Below are 15,858 nucleotides of genomic sequence, written 5' to 3'. Positions count from 1 at the left end.
CACAATATGAAAAAGAATGTATTACTTATAGGAGCCGGAAGATTTGGAAAACATATGGCTATGCAGCTTAATCAGCTTGGACATCAGGTGATGGCAGTTGATACTGATGAGAACAGAATTAACGATGTTATGAATATAGTCACAAATGCACAGATTGGAGACAGCACGAATGCTGAATTTTTAAAATCATTAGGTGTTGGGAATTTTGATGTGTGTATGGTGACAATTGGTGACAGTTTTCAGAATTCGCTGGAAACAACATCACTGTTAAAGGAACTTGGCGCCAGATATGTGGTATCAAGAGCCGAGCGGGATGTACAGGAAAAATTCCTGCTGCGCAATGGTGCAGATGCGGTTGTATATCCTGAAAAACACGAAGCAAAGTGGGCTGCAGTACGCTACACTGCGGACCATATTCTTGATTTAATACAACTGGATAATACTCATGCAATTCTTGAAGTGGAAGTTCCTGAGTCGTGGTTAGGAAAAAGTATTATTGAACTTGATATAAGAAAAAAATATGGAGTAAACATAATGGCTATAAAGCATAATGACTCAATAAATGTAAATGTTGAACCAGATATTGTACTTACAGAAGATATTACATTACTTGTGTTAGGAGATTATAAAAATCTGAAAAAATGCTTTAAAGTTTAAGATTAGGGGGCATGAGCATGAAGACGGGATTAATTATAATAGTACTGATAGTTGTGATATTATTATTTATGGCAGCAGGATGGTATGTTATGAATAAAATAGACGGATTTATGAACAGAACAAGAAGAACCAATGACAAAGATACAATGAATGCTGTATTGAATGAAAGTGATGATAACGAAAAAAAGAGATATTAAATTGAAAATGTGTTATTATATACAAAATAAAATAAGGTGGTAATTATAACGGAAAAGACATTAAAAAAACTTGTAAAAGAATTCTTAATAACAATAGGCCTTTTAAGCATTGCAACAGTAATAGGAATGCTGCTTATATATATTGGATTTACAGAATCAAATGTTATTATGGTATATCTTCTGTGCGTGCTTTTGATTTCGATATTCACTAATGGATATATCTGGAGTGTGGCGGGTTCGCTTGTAAGTGTTGTTCTGATGAATTTCTTCCTGACAGAACCAAGATTTACTTTACATACATATGACACAGGATATCCGCTCACATGTGTTATTATGCTTGCTGCGTCAATGCTTACAGGAACTCTGGCATCTAAACTGAAAAAACATGTTCGTATGTCAGAACAGGCTGCTTACAGGGAAAAGACACTACAGTTAAGGGCTAATCTTTTAAGGACGATTTCACACGATTTAAGAACACCACTCACATCAATATCAGGTAATGCCAATAATCTTATGTACAATTATGATAAGCTTGATAATGATACGAGAGAGCAGATATTTACAGATATATATGATGATTCAGAATGGTTAATCAGTCTTGTAGAGAATATATTGTTTGTAACAAGATTTGAGGATGGAACAGTAACTCTTAATATGTCTGACCAGCTGATAGATGAAGTTATTGCTGAAGCGTTAAAACATATCAACAGAAAAAGCTGTGAACATAAAATACATGTGGATTGCGGCAAAGAACTGCTTCTTGTGAGAATGGACGTCAGACTTATAATACAGGTTATTATTAACATAGTTGATAATGCGATAAAGTATACACAGGAAGGCTCTGATATATATATTAAAGCAAGAAAAGAAGGCAGATATGTAATTATATCCATTGAAGATAATGGCGAGGGAATACCTGATGATATGAAAGAAAATGTATTTGATACATTTTTTACCTGTAACAATGAAATCGCAGATAACAGAAGAAGTCTCGGACTTGGGTTATCTTTATGTAAAACTATTATAAATGCACATGGAAGTGAACTGGAATTAAGGGATAATACACCACATGGATGCATTTTCGAATTCAAACTGCAGTTAAGTGAGGTACATTTAAATGAATAAAACACAGATTCTTGTAGTTGAGGATGATTCACCAATAAGAAATCTCATAACAACAACATTAAAAACTAATAATTACAGGTATTTAACTGCTGTGAATGGAGAGAGTGCTATTTCACAGACTGCATCACATAATCCTGATATAATTCTGCTAGACTTAGGACTTCCTGATATAGATGGGGTGGAAGTTATAAAAAAGATAAGAACATGGACTAATACACCAATAATTGTTATAAGCGCAAGAACTGAAGATGCGGATAAGATAGAAGCACTTGATGCAGGGGCAGACGATTATCTTACAAAGCCGTTTTCAGTAGATGAGCTTCTTGCAAGGCTGCGTGTAACAGTAAGAAGACTGTCACTTATGCAGACGGATATGACTCAGAATACAAGTGTATTCGAGAATGGAGATTTAAAAATTGACTATGCAGCTGGCTGTGCATATCTGAATGGAGAGGAGCTGCATCTTACACCTATTGAATATAAGCTTCTCATATTATTATCAAGAAATGTCGGAAGAGTGCTGACATACACTTATATTACTAAGAATATATGGGGCAGTTCATGGGAAAATGATCTGGCATCACTTAGAGTATTTATGGCAACATTAAGAAAGAAAATTGAAAAAGATGTCAATTCCCCGCAGTATATACAGACGCATATTGGTATAGGATACAGAATGCTGAGAGTATAATTATGGATTTCCTCATAAAAGTGTAAAACGGTGTATAATATAACCATAAAATATATGGAGGTTAATTATAAAAGGGGCATACGTTAAAATAGGACTAAATCAAGAGAAACCTTATAAAACAAGGGCTTGAATGATTTAAGTCCTATTTTTTCATATCAATTTTGAGGTAAGAGGACTCAATACTATAATTGAAATTGAACGTTTACATGGTGTAAAATGAAAGAAAACAGATAAAGGAGATTTGAATTATATGAATTATATTACATTAAATAATGGAGTTAAAATTCCACAGATAGGTCTTGGTGTTTTTAGAACACCAGACGGAGCTGATACAGCTAATGCAGTAAAATGGGCGATTGAGGCTGGATACAGACATATTGATACAGCTAAGGTTTACGGCAATGAAAAAAGCGTAGGCGAAGGCATACGTATGAGTGGCATTGACAGAAGGGATATATTTGTTACAACTAAGCTTTGGAATGAGGATATTAGACAGGGAAGAACTAAAGAAGCATTTTTACAGAGCTTGGAAGACATGGGACTTGATTACATAGACTTGTATCTTATTCACTGGCCAGCTAACGGTTATGAGAAGGCGTGGGCAGATATGGAGGACCTGTACAAGGCTGGCAAAATCAAGGCAATCGGTGTAAGTAACTTCAATGTTCACCATCTTGAGACTCTCAGTGAAAACTGGACAGTTGTACCAGCGGTTAACCAGATTGAGATTCATCCTTATTACGCTAATATTGAAAATGTTGAATATGCTAAGAAGAATGGTATTGCAATAGAAGCCTACAGCCCACTTGGAGGCAACGGAGCAGGAACACTTGAAAATGAGGTGATTATTGCACTGGCTGACAAGTATGGTAAGACACCTGCACAGATTGTTTTAAGATGGGAGCTTCAGAGAGGAATAATTGTACTTCCAAAGTCAACGCATCAGGAAAGAATTATTTCTAATTTTGACGTGTTTGATTTTGAATTGTCTGATGGTGATATGAATGCCATAAATGAGCTTAACAAGAACGAAAAACACGGTTCTGACCCAGAAACATTTAATTTTTAAGAGGAACTTGACTTTTGAATCGGTTTAAAAATCGAAACACGGCACAAAGCACCGAATATTCTAATCAACCAGTCCCTTGTTCTTCCACTTTCCGCTCTTCCAGCGCAGCACCATGCCGACAGCCCTGATGCACTCGTCACTTGCGAGTCCGATGTAAGCACCGACTGCGAGAAGCCCCAGATGCAGTCCGAAGAAGTATGTTCCGCCGACCGCCGCAAGGTACATGAAAACGGCACCCATGACAACTGGGAAAACGGCATCACCGCTTGTCTTCAGTGCCTGACCATAGACCAGATTGGTGACTCTTCCAAGCTCCAGCACAACATCAATGGCGAGAAGCTTTGTGACTAGGTTTATCATCTGTACGTCATTCGTGAAGATTCGCACAATGTAGTTACCCAAAAGCGCAAATGTGATAGAAAGGCAGGATGCCGTAATCACACCATAGATAGCGGCCTTGCGAGTGCCCTTATCGCATTCGTCATACTCCTTTGCACCGATATGCCAGCCGGTCAGAATGGCATTTGCCTGAGCTAAGGCAGCACCGATACAGTACGAAAAGTTAGCAATCTGTGAGGCATAGGAACGCGCTGTGACGTTCATTCCGTCAGCATCCATCTGGTTCATGAAACGCACTACAAGAGTCATGGCGATATTGTAAAGTGCGGTTTCACAGGCAGACGGAAAGCCAATCTTTATAATCTGTCTGAGAATTTTTCCGGGAGCTATGCGCTCAGGACTGTTCTTTGCCTTGATGAGCACAGCGCCCATTGTGGCAACAATAATCAGATTGACAATACGTGAGATAACCGTTGCAGTGGCAACACCCATAACGCCCCAGTGCATTACAAAGAGAAAAACAGCGTTAAGTATAAAGTTAATGACATTTCCAATAATTGATGCCCAAAGTGACTGCTTTGTGTAGCCGAAAACTCTCAGGTAGCTTGAATAAATCGGTATGAGAGCATTTAAAAAGCAGGCACCTCCAACAATGCGCAGATAAGTATTTGCCGAATCAAAAAGCGCCGGTGCAATGCTGACCATTTTGAGAATATTTCCGGAAAAAACAGCCAGAAAAACAGCCATGAGCACACCTATTACAGCGTTAAATATAAGCCCAAGCTGCCTTGCCTGATATGCTATACCCGGTTTTCCGGCACCGATATTCTGCGTCATGACAGCAACCATACCGCTTGAGATGACACCAAACATGATGATGAAAACGGAGATGTATGTATTTGCCGTGCCGACAGCACCAACCGCCTGGTCGCTCACGGATGACAGCATAAGAGTGTCAACCATGCCTGCCAGCATGTAAAAAAGTGTTTCGAAGCATATTGGAATGGAAAGCTGTGTAAGTGTTTTTCTTTGAACCTGCATATAGATTTTACCTCATTTATAATGTATGTATACCTTGTGATATTAACAGAATGAAAGCAAACTTCTCGTTATAAGCTTCATTTGGGAGAGGAAGATATAAAGAAGAGAAGCTTGCATGTATCAATATATTACATTATCACAAATAATTCTTGTATTATTTCAAGGGAAAATTGTACTATTTCTACTTTATCTATTACTAAGTTAATGCTCATACCACAGCGTAGATTCACTAAATCCTAGGGAACAAATAAAAAATGCACACCTTATGCATGTAATATGTTAAAATAAAAAATAATTGATATGTAATTATTACAGTAAACAAACCGGATGGGGATTAAAAGAGACTAAGGAATATGTAGAAAAATGTATTTTGAATTAAAGGAAAACCGGCCACACGGCACACCGGAAAATCCGTTCAGTCAATATCATATCAGTGATGTAAAGCGTGCATTCCAGATTCCGGTACACTGGCATGATGAGCTGGAAATTATATATGTAAAGCAGGGCAAGCTGCATGTGACCATATCAGGTGAAAACTATATAGGAAGCCCAAAGGATACATTTGTGGTATCTCCGGGCAGTCTGCATTTCATGGGCTCGCCGACAGGAGATGCAGATTATTACACATTTTTGTTTCCTCTTGAATATATATCATTTCAGACGGACGATCTCATGGAAAAATCAATCCTATCCCCTCTCAAACGAGGCAGACTTATGATTAGTCCTCAGATAAATGATACAGCAGCAGATATATGCGAGCGGCTGATAGAGATAAATGCACAGATATCAGGGAAAAACGCAGAAAACACAGATGCTGCAAATATAGAGGCGCAATTTGAAACCAAAATAACTCTCATCAAATTCATCCAGAAAATGTGGAGCAATAATCTGATACTGGAAAATGGCACAAATGGCACCAACACAATAGAAAAAGAAATGATAACGTATATCCGGCAAAACTATACAAGGGAAATTTCACTGAAGGAATTTGGTGCACAGTTTCATTTGTCAGAAAAATACATATCACGCTACTTTAAAGAGCATTTTCATATTACTCTGTCGCAGTATATCAATCATCTCAGGCTGGAGCATGCCAGACAGCTATTGGAGGAATCAGCAACATCCGTTACTGAGGTTGCAATGTGCAGTGGATATCAGAATGTGAGCTACTTTATACGCAGCTTTAAGAAAATGTATGGGGTATCACCTCTTAAATACAGAAAAGCTTCCTGTATAATTTAAACATAGGTCAAGAGATTAAAGAAAAAATCCGCAATTTAGCGGATTTTTTTAATACATTCATTAAATAAAAGCAATCTGTTATCCTTATCAGCAGATATTTTCAATGAAGATTGTTCATTAAGCTTCATAACCAAAGAAAGAACATCACTAACCGAATGCTGCACTGGTCATATACGCCGGAGCAGAAGGAAGAGGTGAAAAAAGCACTTGCCGCAGGAGTTCCGAAAGCAACGATTCTTACTTACTTTTATCCGGAGGTCACTGTGGAGAAGATGAGTTCATATCGGAATAAGCATTAAATGATATCGCATAGGCACAGGAAATGTGGTATACTGCGCCTATGTAAAAAAGAATGTGTTTTGCAAATCGGTATTTATCATTTGTTAAGGAGGAATAGTAAATGGTTGGAAGAATATATCATGTAGGATTGACGGTTTCAGATTTAGATAAATCAATTGCATTTTATAGAGATATACTTGGACTTAAATATCAAGGAGAAATCATGATGGTTGGCGAAGAGACAGATAAAATGTTTCAAAAGAAAAATTGTAAGGCAAGGGTTGCTTATTTGAATGGTTCTGAGAATATTGAAACACCGCCTGTTGAATTGATTCAATTTGTAGACAGCAAAATCCACAAAGAACAATCAGACTTGTTTACGACATCTATCTCGGAAGTATGCTTTTATACGGATGACATTGATTCTGTCTACAAAGCCCTTATCGAAAATCATGTGGAGTGCTTGTCTGAACCGCAGTATTTCGATTTCAGGGCAGATGGATTTGGGGAAAGCAGAGCGTTTTATTTCAGAGACCCGGATGGAATCATTCTTGAGATGATGCAACCGTTATAAAAGGACACTAAATCGGAAGTTGGAGGATACACGCATGAAAATTGTAATCATTAATGGAAGTGCCAGAAAAGGAAACACGCTGACAGCAATCAATGCATTTATAAAAGGAGCATCAGAAAAGAATGAAATTGAAATCATTGAACCTGACAAACTCAACATTGCACCATGCAAGGGATGTGGTGTCTGTCAATGCTCTAAGGGATGTGTCGATAAGGATGATACAAATCCTACAATTGATAAAATTGCTGCCGCAGATATGATTCTTTTTGCTACACCAGTTTATTGGTGGGGAATGTCAGCACAATTGAAACTTATCATTGATAAGTGCTACTGCCGTGGATTGCAGTTAAAAAATAAAAAAGTTGGCACGATTGTTGTAGGCGGTTCTCCCGTAGACAGTATCCAGTATGAGCTGATTGATAAGCAGTTTGACTGTATGGCAAAATATCTTTCATGGGATATGCTTTTCAAAAAATCATATTACGCAACAGCCAGAGATGAACTTGAAAAAAACAAGGATTCCATGAACGAACTTGAGGGGATCGGAAAAAATTTATAAAGCACGTTCCAAATTCAAGTTTGGAGAAATAGACTATTGAGAACATACGAGAATAAAGACGAACTTAAAAAAGAGATAAATAAAAGCTTTGCAAAGTATATTTTTGAATTTAATGATATTCCAGAATCTTTAAAGGATAAGAGGGTTGATGAAGTTGACCGAACTCCGGCAGAAAATCTCGCTTACCAAGTTGGATGGACAACGCTCGTCCTTAAATGGGAAGCAGATGAAAGAAAAGGTCTTCATGTCAAAACTCCTTCAGATGATTTTAAATGGAATCAGCTTGGTGAATTATATCAATGGTTCACAGATACATATGCGTATCTGTCACTGCAGGAGTTGAAAGATATGTTGAATGATAATATTAATTCTATTTATGCAATGATCGATTCGCTAAGTGAGGAAGAATTATTTAAACCACATATGAGAAAATGGGCTGGCGAAGCAACTAAGACAGCTGTCTGGGAAGTATACAAGTTCATACATGTTAACACAGTTGCTCCATTCGGAACATTTAGAACTAAGATTAGAAAATGGAAAAAAATAGCACTATAACTCAGAAGTTGTATTATTGAATAAAATGGAGATTTTGATATGAAAGACAAGGCAAACAAGGGTTATTGGCAACGACTTGCAAAAATATATGCACCTTTGATGGAGTCAGATAAGAAATTTTATAATGCAATCTGCGGATATATTAGAGATTATCTCAAATCTGATATGAATGTATTAGAATTAGCTTGTGGAACAGGGCAGCTATCTTTCCCATTGTCTGATTGTACTAATAGCTGGACGGCAACCGATTTTTCGGAAAATATGATTAAGCAAGCGAAAAGGAGAGGTACAACAGAAAAACTTAGTTTTTGCGTAGCCGATGCAACGGCACTTTCATATGAGAATGAAAATTTTGATTGTGTAGTAATTTCAAATGCACTGCACATTATGCCAGAGCCTGAAAAAGCAATGCAGGAAATTCGTAGAGTATTAAAAAAAGACGGCATTTTGTACGCACCAACCTTCTTATGGGCAGAGAAAAAATCAAGTGGTTTACGAAAGCGATTGATGTCTATTACAGGATTTAAAGCATACAAAGAATGGAACAAGGAAAATTTTTGTGAGTTTATTACGGATTATGGCTTTACAGTTGTCAAAGTGAATTTGGTGGATGGCGGTTTAGCTCCTGTTGGAGTCTTGATTGCGAAAAAAACTAATTATTAAATTCCAATTTCATTAGACAGTGTATGATTTTTAATTTCATTAGACCGTGGAATCAGGATATTTGATCAGTTCGTATAATTTACTGCCGTTTTTGCAGGTACGGACGCCTGCCAGTTCCATGCCAAGGTGTCTGTATTTATCACTTTTCAGTTTGGCATCGGTATCCAGTACGACCGGGAGTCCCAGTCTGTTGCCCTCGGCAAACGCAAGCTCCAGCGCTTTCCTCATATAGCCTTGCCCCTGGTATTCTTCCCGCACACATACCAATCCGACAAACAGGTATTTTTGTTTTTTCTTTTTCAGTTTCTTTTCAATGGAAGATGATCCACCGCTTCCGAGAATGCTGAGCATCCGTACCACTTCACCAAAGGATGATCCTGCAAACATCCCTTTTATCAGCTTTTGACCTGCCTTCAGTCCCACTTTTTCATCACAGCGCTTATAGGCAATAAATGCTTCCTGCTGCGGACCGGTTGTATAAAGCATACCTGCCTGCAGTACCATTTCCACATAGCCGTTGATATAACTGACGACTGCGTCTTTGCTGCTGTATGCGGAAACAAGCCCCTTTTCGCCCTGAGCATATTCATAATAACCGAATGCATGCCCGATCGCATTGATATCTTTTTCTGATAATGTTTCAACCTTCATGATTTTCCTCTCACATCTTTTTCATATATCGTTACTCTATAGTGGCTCAGTTGTCAAGACAAAAATCTAAGCTTTTTATAAAAATAGAAAGGGTCAAGTTGCTGATAGACTACAGACACAGATAGGATGTTGAAAACTATGTAGAAATATGATAATATTCGATTAGTATAAACTAACTAAATGGCAAATGAATATGCAGAGGTGCTATTATGACAAACCAAAAATACAAAAATCTCACTCTGCGGGAGTTTGACGCTGCGGCGGAGAAATTTGATGACAGTGACCCCAGCGTGTACAACCTGTGCCGCAAGGATTACCCCGACTTGTTGGAGGAGCTTTTGAAAGAACCCTGTCAGGACGTACTGGACTGTGGCTGTGGTACAGGGGCAATGCTGGTCATGTTCCGTGATGCCTGCCCCGACAAACAGTACACTGGCAAGGAAGGATACGGTATTAACAAATTTTCCTCTGTTTTGTCCAAAGTGTAAAGAAGAAAGCCTGATTGACGCAGAAAAATTTATAGTAAAGGAAGCCAGACGCTAAGACGCAGTGCAGATTGTAATATTACAGTTTTGCACTGCGTCATTTATATTATGGGAGGTCAAGGATGAAACTCTATTTTGGGAATATGGTAACAACAGTTACTACACTTATGATTGTATCGTTGGTTGGGTTTGTTGGATACTCAATCAGTAACAGAAGCAACATTAGTTTCTGGGGCAGAAGGAGCCTGTTTGTTTTGGCATATGGACTTGTTATATGCTGCTTTGCAGTGGCAAGGGACGGATTGGATAAAACAATTCAGTATACGATAGATGGAAGCTGTAATCCGGGAATATTTTCACTTGTGAGTGTCCCGAACATCGTTGGATGTGTTGGAGCTGCAATCATAATTATTGCAGCAATAGCAACACCAATTGCAAAGTCACAGCATATGCGTGAGATATGGTTTTATGTGATGTTCGGTGGAGTGATGCTAAAGATTGTAGTTATGGAGATTGCAAGAATTATACAGATGTTTTAAGAGTGTTTTCATGAGAGTAGAGACTGAAAGAATGGGAGGTGACATTACCGCAGAATATAAAGATGGGCAGTTATACATCATGGAACGAATAATAATGTAGAATGACAGGAGAAAAAAAGATATGAAGAATAAGTTATTTTTGATGATCATGGTAGTTATGGTATGTTCATTGACCGCATGTGGGCAGCAGGAAACCGGAACTATGACTAATACCGGAAACAGTACAGAACAGGTCGTTACGAGCGAAGATAATAGTGAGCTGGCAACAGCAGAAGATAATAAGATGGAGCAAACAGAGACGAAGAAACAAAATCAATTACAGGATGTGAAGCCGTCATATAAAGAATTCAGAGGTGTATTAGATGAAATTGATTTGGATATTCAGCCGGGAACAGCCGGAAATGGAATGAATTCTATTAAAACTGCAGCACATTTGCTTAACTGGGGAGTTGGAACCAGTATGACCACAGATGAGATTAAAAAAGAGACAGTATCATGGCTTTCTGATAAAGGAAACTCTGAACAGGTGGAATTTTCGAATAAGCTTGCATCTGTGTATGATGCATATCAGAAATTATTAGGTCCTGATGCAAAAGAATTACTTGAGCAGGCAGGCTGTGATGATGCGGCATATCCATGGAGTGATGCTCCGGTTGAAACAATTGAAGCAATTGTAGAGGTAGTACAGCTCCCGGATGAACCGTAAATGAAAAGTTTTGTTAATCCCCCATTTGAAATGGGGGCCGAGGCAAAGCTGTAGCGTTACCTAGAGTGCTAGAAAATAAAACCTTGCGTGTTATAATGATATTGGTTTCGCAGACCATATCAAAACACAGGAGGTATCCAAATGGATAATCAAAGTATAACACACACACGCTGGAATTGCACATATCACATTGTTTTTATTCCAAAGTTTAGAAGAAAAATAATGTATGGTGAAACAAAGAGAGATTTAGTAGAAACAATCAAAAAATTGTGTGAGATGAAATAGGTAACACTAACAGATGGAAAAGTATGTATTGATCATGTACATATGTACATTGCAATTCCACCGAAACTATGTGTTTCAGAGTTTATGTCATATCTGAAGGGAAAAAGCACATTGATGTTGTTTGACCGACATCCGGAATATAGGAGCAAGTGGGGAGATAGACATTTTTGGGCGAGAGGATATTACGTATCGACAGTAGGAAATGTGAATGAAGAAACGGTAAGAAAATACATACAGGAACAGGAAGAAAACGATAAGTAAGAAGATGGAAGGAAGTAATGAGCTTCCTTTAGGAAGCAACAAGTAATTATGGTGTTGCGAAACCCCGCCTTTGGTGGAACCAGTATAATACCCTGGAGGGGGCAAAATTAAACCCCCATTTGAAATAACTTTTTCCGCATTGAATATTAAGAGACTTGTTGGTGTACGTCTTTTGCTGTTTTATTATATTCTTTCAAAAAATGAAAGCTAATCTTTGAATAAATATTTTTTGAATTTAAGTGACGCTTGACACATTTTTCTCGTCTATTAGGGTGAAAGACCTTAATACAAGGGGAAGGAGGAGAAGCTTATGGATGATAAGCAGATATTAGATTTATATTGGGAGCGCTCCGAAGCTGCTATATCCGAAACTTCAAAAAAATACGGAAAGTATTGCAGATATATAGCCTCTAATATTCTTCACAATGACGAAGATAGCGAGGAATGTGTAAATGATACTTATTTAAGAGCTTGGAACAGCATACCGCCTAACCGTCCATCTGTCCTAAAAACTTTTTTAGGGAAGATTACTCGCAACTTATCTTTGGACAGGTACGAACTGCTCAATGCAAAGAAACGTAATGGCGGGCAAATGTCATTGATTTTTGATGAAATACAAGAGTGCATACCATCGTTGGATAGTACAGAAAACATTGTTGAAGAAATTGCTCTAACGGATATTCTCAACCGCTTTCTTTCTTCCCTGTCATTAGAACAGCGAAAAATCTTTATGAGAAGATATTGGTATTTATCGCCCATTAAAGAAATTGCAACGGAATATGGTATGAGTGAGAGCAAAATCAAGATGTCATTATTTCGTTCAAGGAACGAACTTAAAAAATTATTAGAGAAAGAAGGTATCTCTGTATGAAAGAAAAGAAACTTTTAAGGGCATTGGGAAATGTCGATAATCAGTATATTAAGGAGGCTGAACCTATGAAAAAAACAAGTAAAATTACTAATCGGCAAAAATGGGTGTCTGTTGCTGCTTGCTTCGTACTCGTTGTTGTGATTGGAGTGGGAGTTTTTCAAAGCAATCTGTTTGGTACAAAAAACGATATTGCCACGCTGGATGGTGGAGAAACAATTACTTTTGTTAAAAATGACTTATCACAATCTTCAATTAACTTAAATGTAACAACAAGACCTTTGAGCAATGCTGAGATTGAAATGCTTTTTGCAGACCTGCCTGTTACCGCAGATGCTTACTTTGATGCTGACAATCATAATATTCTGGGTTTTGAGGGAAAAATTAGTGATACAAGAATGGTAGTATCTAAACAGGGTGTAAATCTATTAGATACTATCATTGATGGAAATACAATCACTTCAAGTGTAGACGGCGTTGATATCGATGCAGGATATTTCGTAACAAAGTCAAATAGTCAAGGTATCAAAACCGTAATATATTATGCAACCTTTGATATGGGAGAGAACACTATTTACGTAGAGTATTCTGGCGTTGAAAATGAAAGTGAAACTGTAAAAAACAACTTGGTAGACACAATTTTGAAGTTGATTGAGAACGGTGCATTTGATTTGAGCCAAATCCAAGAATAATTTGCAAATTTCATATACTAAGAACTTGATGTAACGTCTATACCCTTAAAAATATTTGGCTTCGGTATGTCAATATCGCTATGTTATTATAATGTGTATGCAAATTTGTACGACAAGGCAAAGCTAACAGCATTGTATTATTCATTATCAGGAAGAGTGGCTATCAGGCTTGATGAACTGATTTGGGGCTAAGTTATGAACGACGACAATGAAAATGTGTTGATTATTGCATATAACTTGTTCTGCACCATACTAATACCAGCAGTAATAGTATTGATAGGAATTTGGTCTTTGGAGTCGGAGAGCGATTTCACACATGGACGAACAGGAGGATTGCCGATGGGGGCATTGACTGTATTCGTTCCAGAGGTTATATTTGGTTTGAAGTGGAAAATGAAAAGGGCGTTTACAATTTCATGCTGTATTGCGTGGTGTATCTTCCTTCTTAAGATGGCACATTATTTCTTTGCTGTGGTTACAAATGCATCAATTACATATTATGGAACGGTGTGCATTGTGCTATTTGGATTAATGTGGAGTATAGTCATGGAATTGAAGCAGGAATTAAAAGAATACATTTTGGAGTTTCCACAGGAATATTGGCTTGTTCCTTGTTCTAATAGTTCGAGATATAACAAGGTGTTTCGCTTTATATGGTTAGTAGGCGTCGTTTTAGGAACGATATTTTTATTAATGATTAAATGGGGGATGAGTCTTTGATAAAAGTTATATTTTATTTTTTGCTTGTAAGTATAGGAGCAGGTTTGGTGCAGATGAAAATACCGCTGTTTGGTCGTCATAGCAAGCGGTGGGAAGAACAAAATTATGCACAGCGGTTTGGCGGTATCTTTTTTCCGGCATTCATTGCGCTTGTAGTTATCTTTTTATTTAATGAGTATAAGACGGCTCAATTACCCACTTTGAATGAAGAAATGCTGATGAATGGAGCGGAGTATTGTTTGGTAACTGATCTGAATGAGATAGGAGATGCGGATTATGCTTATGAGATAAAAAGCGGAAGCTCACAAGAGGAGATTTGCGGAATTATATCAAGTATATGTATAGACTTAAAAGGGGAAGATGATTTGGTAAATGCCAGATATGAAAACGGAGAATATATTATCATCAGCAATGGCATAACAATAGGACGGGCCGTCATAAATGACAAAGCAACAACAGATTTATTGAAGATATACTTTTATAACCAATAAAATGAAACTGTTTGTAAATATGAAACGATATTAATCAATTCAGGAGGATTACATCATGGAACGAGTAGCTAAATTTTTAAAAGAAGCAGAGACATATTATTTGGCAACAGTAGAAGGCGACCAGCCAAGGGTAAGACCTTTTGGAACAGCACACATTTTTGAAGGAAAGCTGTATATTCAGACTGGCAAGGTAAAGGATGTTTCAAAGCAGATTCACGCAAACCCGAAGGTAGAAATTTGTGCATTTAAAAATGGCGAGTGGCTTCGTGTAGCCGGAGAACTTGTAGAAGATGACAGAAGAGAAGCAAGACAGTCTATGCTTGATGCTTATCCATCTTTACAGAATATGTACTCAGCAGATGATGGAAATACCGAGGTATTCTATTTCAAGAATGCAACAGCCACATTCTCATCATTTACCCATGAACCGGAAATAGTGAAGTTTTAAAGGATAGCTGAAGATGGCAAAAAGTAAGAAAACTAAAATACATAAAAAGATTGATGGTCAGATTTTACAGATGAACAAACAATTTAGTAATCTAAAGATGAAGCAGAAGGATAAGATTACAGGATGGGTGTATGAAGAATACAAAAAGTATGTAACAGAGCATGATAAAGTACCTGATTTACTGGCAGATGAACAGATTGTTGAAGCTGTACTTGATAAGATAAATGAGGCACAAATCTGGATACCTGATGAAGAGATATACGATTATTATCGAAGAAAGAAACCACAACTTCAAAAGAGGCTGGATAATGAAAAGGTAATTAAGTTTAAATCCTATGTCAGCTTTTATAAGAGTATTGTTGATCAGGACAGGGCAACCGTTGTTATATGCAATCTCAAACATGAGATTATCTACATGAATCCGGCAGCTGTTACCAGCTATGCGAAGCGAGGCGGAGATAAACTTATTGGAAGAAGTTTGTTAGATTGTCATAGTCCGGAATCAAGAGATAAAATACAGCAGGTCGTGGACTGGTTTGCAGCAGATGAAAGCCATAATATCGTTTATACTTTTCATAATGAGAAACAGAATAAAGATGTTTACATGGTGGCACTCAGAGATGAGAGTAAGCTGATAGGATATTATGAGAAACATGAATATCGAAATTCAGAAACCATGAAACCATACGATTTGTGGTGATGATATGACGAAGGATGAATG

21 protein-coding genes and 2 pseudogenes are annotated in these 15,858 nt (G+C 37.5%); 21 read left to right on the top strand and 2 right to left on the bottom strand.

The annotated features are described in order from the left end of the window. Nucleotides 1–6 precede the first annotated feature (6 nt). The 5 genes from EUBELI_RS11140 (at nucleotide 7) to EUBELI_RS11120 (ending at nucleotide 3,739) form a co-directional block, all read left to right on the top strand. Nucleotides 7–657, top strand: a complete 651-nt coding sequence (locus tag EUBELI_RS11140; RefSeq protein ID WP_012740446.1) for a potassium channel family protein — start codon at nucleotides 7–9, stop codon at nucleotides 655–657. 17 nt (nucleotides 658–674) lie between these two features. Continuing rightward, a complete protein-coding gene (locus EUBELI_RS11135) occupies nucleotides 675–854 on the top strand; it encodes a hypothetical protein (RefSeq protein WP_041688905.1) in 180 nt (59 codons plus the stop codon). A 36-nt stretch (nucleotides 855–890) separates the two neighbouring features. Next, nucleotides 891–1,979 carry a sensor histidine kinase gene (locus EUBELI_RS11130; RefSeq protein WP_012740444.1) on the top strand — a complete coding sequence of 363 codons (1,089 nt, stop codon included), beginning with the start codon at nucleotides 891–893 and terminating at the stop codon, nucleotides 1,977–1,979. Then, nucleotides 1,972–2,670 carry a response regulator gene (locus EUBELI_RS11125; RefSeq protein WP_012740443.1) on the top strand — a complete coding sequence of 233 codons (699 nt, stop codon included), beginning with the start codon at nucleotides 1,972–1,974 and terminating at the stop codon, nucleotides 2,668–2,670. The genes EUBELI_RS11130 and EUBELI_RS11125 overlap by 8 nt, the downstream gene beginning before the upstream one ends. Nucleotides 2,671–2,920: 250 nt before the next feature. Continuing rightward, complete coding sequence (locus EUBELI_RS11120) at nucleotides 2,921–3,739, top strand: aldo/keto reductase (protein ID WP_012740442.1); 819 nt, start codon at nucleotides 2,921–2,923, stop codon at nucleotides 3,737–3,739. 60 nt (nucleotides 3,740–3,799) lie between these two features. Here the strand turns inward: EUBELI_RS11120 and EUBELI_RS11115 are convergent, their stop codons facing one another. Next, nucleotides 3,800–5,119, bottom strand: a complete 1,320-nt coding sequence (locus EUBELI_RS11115) for an MATE family efflux transporter (RefSeq protein WP_012740441.1) — start codon at nucleotides 5,117–5,119, stop codon at nucleotides 3,800–3,802. A gap of 363 nt (nucleotides 5,120–5,482) precedes the next feature. Between EUBELI_RS11115 and EUBELI_RS11110 the strand changes: the two genes are divergently transcribed. The 5 genes from EUBELI_RS11110 (at nucleotide 5,483) to EUBELI_RS11090 (ending at nucleotide 8,991) form a co-directional block, all read left to right on the top strand. Next, the gene (locus EUBELI_RS11110) at nucleotides 5,483–6,361 is read left to right on the top strand and encodes an AraC family transcriptional regulator (protein ID WP_012740440.1); all 879 of its coding nucleotides are present in this window, start codon (nucleotides 5,483–5,485) and stop codon (nucleotides 6,359–6,361) included. A 400-nt stretch (nucleotides 6,362–6,761) separates the two neighbouring features. Further along, complete coding sequence (locus EUBELI_RS11105) at nucleotides 6,762–7,214, top strand: VOC family protein (protein WP_012740437.1); 453 nt, start codon at nucleotides 6,762–6,764, stop codon at nucleotides 7,212–7,214. A gap of 34 nt (nucleotides 7,215–7,248) precedes the next feature. After that, complete coding sequence (locus tag EUBELI_RS11100; RefSeq protein WP_008119059.1) at nucleotides 7,249–7,773, top strand: flavodoxin family protein; 525 nt, start codon at nucleotides 7,249–7,251, stop codon at nucleotides 7,771–7,773. Nucleotides 7,774–7,809: 36 nt separating this feature from the next. Further along, a complete protein-coding gene (locus EUBELI_RS11095) occupies nucleotides 7,810–8,328 on the top strand; it encodes a ClbS/DfsB family four-helix bundle protein (RefSeq protein ID WP_012740436.1) in 519 nt (172 codons plus the stop codon). 39 nt (nucleotides 8,329–8,367) lie between these two features. Then, nucleotides 8,368–8,991 carry a class I SAM-dependent methyltransferase gene (locus EUBELI_RS11090; protein ID WP_012740435.1) on the top strand — a complete coding sequence of 208 codons (624 nt, stop codon included), beginning with the start codon at nucleotides 8,368–8,370 and terminating at the stop codon, nucleotides 8,989–8,991. Between the two features lie 39 nt (nucleotides 8,992–9,030). Here the strand turns inward: EUBELI_RS11090 and EUBELI_RS11085 are convergent, their stop codons facing one another. Further along, entirely contained in the window at nucleotides 9,031–9,642 is a 612-nt protein-coding gene (locus EUBELI_RS11085; RefSeq protein WP_008119056.1) for a GNAT family N-acetyltransferase, read from the bottom strand. A 209-nt stretch (nucleotides 9,643–9,851) separates the two neighbouring features. Between EUBELI_RS11085 and EUBELI_RS14740 the strand changes: the two genes are divergently transcribed. The 11 genes and pseudogenes from EUBELI_RS14740 (at nucleotide 9,852) to EUBELI_RS11035 (ending at nucleotide 15,837) form a co-directional block, all read left to right on the top strand. Beyond that, nucleotides 9,852–10,130, top strand: coding sequence for a class I SAM-dependent methyltransferase (locus EUBELI_RS14740; protein WP_012740434.1), 279 nt, complete (start codon nucleotides 9,852–9,854; stop codon nucleotides 10,128–10,130). Beyond that, nucleotides 10,075–10,204: pseudogene (locus EUBELI_RS14055) on the top strand (cysteine-rich KTR domain-containing protein). The gene EUBELI_RS14740 and the pseudogene EUBELI_RS14055 overlap by 56 nt, the downstream one beginning before the upstream one ends. Nucleotides 10,205–10,249: 45 nt before the next feature. Further along, the gene (locus EUBELI_RS11075; protein WP_012740433.1) at nucleotides 10,250–10,666 is read left to right on the top strand and encodes a hypothetical protein; all 417 of its coding nucleotides are present in this window, start codon (nucleotides 10,250–10,252) and stop codon (nucleotides 10,664–10,666) included. Between the two features lie 121 nt (nucleotides 10,667–10,787). Beyond that, nucleotides 10,788–11,372, top strand: coding sequence for a hypothetical protein (locus EUBELI_RS11070; RefSeq protein ID WP_012740432.1), 585 nt, complete (start codon nucleotides 10,788–10,790; stop codon nucleotides 11,370–11,372). 141 nt (nucleotides 11,373–11,513) lie between these two features. After that, nucleotides 11,514–11,918: pseudogene (tnpA, locus tag EUBELI_RS14050) on the top strand (IS200/IS605 family transposase). 310 nt (nucleotides 11,919–12,228) lie between these two features. Continuing rightward, nucleotides 12,229–12,789 carry an RNA polymerase sigma factor gene (locus EUBELI_RS11060; RefSeq protein ID WP_012740429.1) on the top strand — a complete coding sequence of 187 codons (561 nt, stop codon included), beginning with the start codon at nucleotides 12,229–12,231 and terminating at the stop codon, nucleotides 12,787–12,789. Next, nucleotides 12,786–13,478, top strand: coding sequence for a hypothetical protein (locus EUBELI_RS11055; protein ID WP_012740428.1), 693 nt, complete (start codon nucleotides 12,786–12,788; stop codon nucleotides 13,476–13,478). The genes EUBELI_RS11060 and EUBELI_RS11055 overlap by 4 nt, the downstream gene beginning before the upstream one ends. Nucleotides 13,479–13,817: 339 nt before the next feature. Next, a complete protein-coding gene (locus EUBELI_RS11050) occupies nucleotides 13,818–14,198 on the top strand; it encodes a hypothetical protein (protein WP_228003398.1) in 381 nt (126 codons plus the stop codon). After that, nucleotides 14,195–14,689, top strand: coding sequence for a hypothetical protein (locus tag EUBELI_RS11045; protein WP_148231385.1), 495 nt, complete (start codon nucleotides 14,195–14,197; stop codon nucleotides 14,687–14,689). Before EUBELI_RS11050 ends, EUBELI_RS11045 begins: the two co-directional genes overlap by 4 nt. A 55-nt stretch (nucleotides 14,690–14,744) precedes the next feature. Beyond that, nucleotides 14,745–15,137, top strand: coding sequence for a pyridoxamine 5'-phosphate oxidase family protein (locus EUBELI_RS11040; RefSeq protein WP_012740424.1), 393 nt, complete (start codon nucleotides 14,745–14,747; stop codon nucleotides 15,135–15,137). Between the two features lie 13 nt (nucleotides 15,138–15,150). Continuing rightward, complete coding sequence (locus EUBELI_RS11035) at nucleotides 15,151–15,837, top strand: PAS domain-containing protein (RefSeq protein WP_012740423.1); 687 nt, start codon at nucleotides 15,151–15,153, stop codon at nucleotides 15,835–15,837. Nucleotides 15,838–15,858: the final 21 nt, after the last annotated feature.

This window comes from [Eubacterium] eligens ATCC 27750 (assembly GCF_000146185.1).
GTDB lineage: Bacteria > Bacillota > Clostridia > Lachnospirales > Lachnospiraceae > Lachnospira > Lachnospira eligens.
The sequence above is the reverse complement of the archived record's forward strand: the minus strand, read 5'-3'. Positions and strand labels throughout refer to the sequence as shown.